This window comes from Butyricicoccus sp. OF27-2pH9A (genome assembly GCF_027693185.1).
GTDB classification, from domain to species: domain Bacteria; phylum Bacillota; class Clostridia; order Oscillospirales; family Butyricicoccaceae; genus Agathobaculum; species Agathobaculum butyriciproducens.
This window is the reverse complement of sequence record NZ_JAQEXK010000044.1, coordinates 1-2,744: the sequence shown is the minus strand read 5'-3', so window position 1 is coordinate 2,744 and position 2,744 is coordinate 1. Positions and strand designations below refer to the sequence as shown.

1 protein-coding gene is annotated in these 2,744 nt (G+C 46.4%); it reads right to left on the bottom strand.

Going from position 1 to position 2,744, the window contains the following annotated elements; all coding sequences use genetic code 11:
* Positions 1 to 134: 134 nt before the first annotated feature.
* Positions 135 to 2,042 carry a group II intron reverse transcriptase/maturase gene (ltrA, locus tag PG722_RS13835; RefSeq protein WP_087257629.1) on the bottom strand — a complete coding sequence of 636 codons (1,908 nt, stop codon included), beginning with the start codon at positions 2,040 to 2,042 and terminating at the stop codon, positions 135 to 137.
* Between the last annotated feature and the right edge of the window lie 702 nt (positions 2,043 to 2,744).

The following is a 2,744-nucleotide window of genomic DNA, read 5'->3' as shown; positions in this document are numbered from 1 at the left end:
TATAGTGATAGGTAATCCTTTGAAGTTATCGCCGGATTTTCCCCCACTTCACACCGGACGTGCGACTTTCACCGCATCCGGCGTTCCATCGATTGTTTTCACAAGCATTTAATCAATCTCCAAATGAAATACTATTATTCTATTGCGGACAAACCAGCCCGCTCACGCAGACTGTTCACTTTTAACATCAGTTCCTTTGTTGTTTTGAGAGCATCAGCTATCGCTTTCAGCTCATTCATCGGGCGTCTTTGCAGAAGCGGAAGGAATCTCCTGTGGAACAAAATCATGTTTTGATAGCGTTCCCTGCCGCCAAATTCTGCCGGAGTTTTCAGCCAGCATACGATGTCAGCCGCATTTTCAAAGAGTTCTCCACTTAGCGCACATTTTCCACGTTGAGCAGAGAATAATGAAATCCTGCTGTCTGTGAGTTCTGTGCTTCGACCCATAGACGGTTGATTTCTCAAACCCGCCAGAACAAATGAGTTCAGGCTTAGGTTTGTGTGTATCAATGTCCGTCCGTCGGCCGTGTAACTGCATACCGCTGTTTTCTTTGCCATCGGTATCTTGTTCTTGATATATGCGATAGGGTAGATAGGTTGGTCGATTCCTGATACATACCGCACCATTGCCGACTTACCGAACCGCTCCTTTTCGCTCTCGGTCATTGCACCGCCTTCTCGAACAAGTTTGCACCCGGTTTCTGTATTGAGCCGATTTGTTAAAACTGTCATGACCTGCCTGTGGATTTTTCTGCAATCAATACTGATACAGGTAGCAAGCTGAAAATAATTCTGTATTCCCAGAACCATTGAATTGAACAGCCTTATCTCGTCTAAAGGTCTTTTTCCTTTGGACGGTCTGGCAATCCGCTTCGCTTGTTCCACCAGCTTTTGCTTTTCCAGTTCCAACTTTTTGTCACAGATATGAGATTGCACAGCGTACCTACCGCTTTTTGGTCTGACCCGTATCTTGAATCCGAGAAACTCTGAATAGCGTTTTCTGACATTGACTATCCTTGTTTTCTCCGGCGATACTTCAAGCCTTAGCCTCTCAGTTATCCACGCTGTTACAGCTTCTTTTGTTCTCAAGGCGTCCTCTTTATTCCGACAGAAGATTCTGAAATCATCTGCATATCTCACGATGTACATTTCTTTCAGTCCCGTTTTCCTCATTTTGAGAAATGCCTTGCTCCGGTCAAAAGTAATCGAGTTTCTGATTTTCCTCTCATACCCGTATTCCTTTACAAGAGGGTGGTTCTGCCATTGGCTCTCTACCCAGTTATCCAGTTCATTCAGCACGATATTCGCAAGTAGCGGTGAAATGATACCACCTTGCGGTGTGCCTTTGTCTGGAATGAGGGTAGTGCCGTCTGGCATTCTAATCGGTGCTTTCAGAATCCGCTTGATAATAAAAATCAACTGTTTGTCGTGTATTCCCAAAGCCCATATCTGCCGCACCAGCTTACTGTGATTTACATTATCGAAAAAGCCCTTTATATCAAACTCAATCACATAATGCAGATTCATTCGCTGGAGCATGGTATAGGTTCTCTGCATGGCGTGTTCTACGGAGCGGTTCGGGCGAAAGCCGTAGCTATTGTCGCTGAATTTCGCTTCGCAGATAGGCTCCATGACCTGCTTGATACATTGCTGTACCAGCCTGTCCCAGATACAAGGAATACCCAACGGGCGGGTCTTGCCGTTTGGCTTCGGAATGTCTTTACGCCTGACCGGTTTTGGTCGGTATCCGTGATGACTTCCTGTGACAATAAACCTCACTTTCTCCACAACTGTTTCGGGCGGTAAACACCCGATGTCACTAATGTTTTTGTTGTCTGTTCCTGCTGTGTAGCTTCCTCCGTTTGCTTTGATGTTCCGATATGCCAAAAGAATGTTATCCCGGCTTAGGATTATATCCATGAGGTCGGTAAAGTTGTCTCCATCCAGACTTCGACGGTAGAGTTCGTCAAAAACTGGCTGCATACCGTAATACTCGGCGTGACGTAAATCATCTACACATAGATTTTTGCTTTTCTTTGGCATAAGGCATCACCTCCTTTTACGAAAGTGACCCTTTTGGTCTTACTCGAATCCTTATGTTGGATTGAATAATGCCTGTTTATCTCAACCGACTTGTGGCCATTCCTCCGTAGCTCACATAACGCAAGCACATCATAGGTTCGACCACTGCTTTTCAGCAGCAGTTCGTCTGCTTATTGTTCTTCGTCAAACTATTCCTTGCGGAATCTGCTGCCTTTCCTCGTTCCGATAGTTCTATCTGTACATACATACCCTTAGGTTCCTGCTATAGACCTGTCGGCTTGCCTGTGCCTGTAACACAGCATGGTCGTTCGTAGGGCAAATTTCTACTGAACCACACCGACTGCGCTTTAACGCACCCACGCATTTCTGCGTGGTCTTCTTTTAGACCTGTACATTCGCAGGTTCGTCAGTCCGCCCGCCAAAGCGAACATTCTAACCATAGGTATCTTATAGACCCTCGGCCTATAGGTAACACAGTCTGCCGCCAGACCGCTTTCGACCACTTTTGGCAGTGGTTACGGTTACTCTCAGCCTTTGTCATGGGGCTTCGTACAAAAGCCATTACAGCTAATGCACGCCCATCAAGGGTAGGCGTTTCAGGGCGTTACCCCGTCATTCCACCTATCAAACTATCAGTTCTCCGAACAACGGAAAACCGTTGCCCGTGCGCAGACTTTTTACCGCCTGCGAACGAGTCGCACT

What these genes read in the sequence shown, in the direction of transcription:
- ltrA (WP_087257629.1), bottom strand. Translation starts at nt 2,042, where the DNA reads ATGCCAAAGAAAAGCAAAAATCTATGTGTAGATGATTTACGTCACGCC.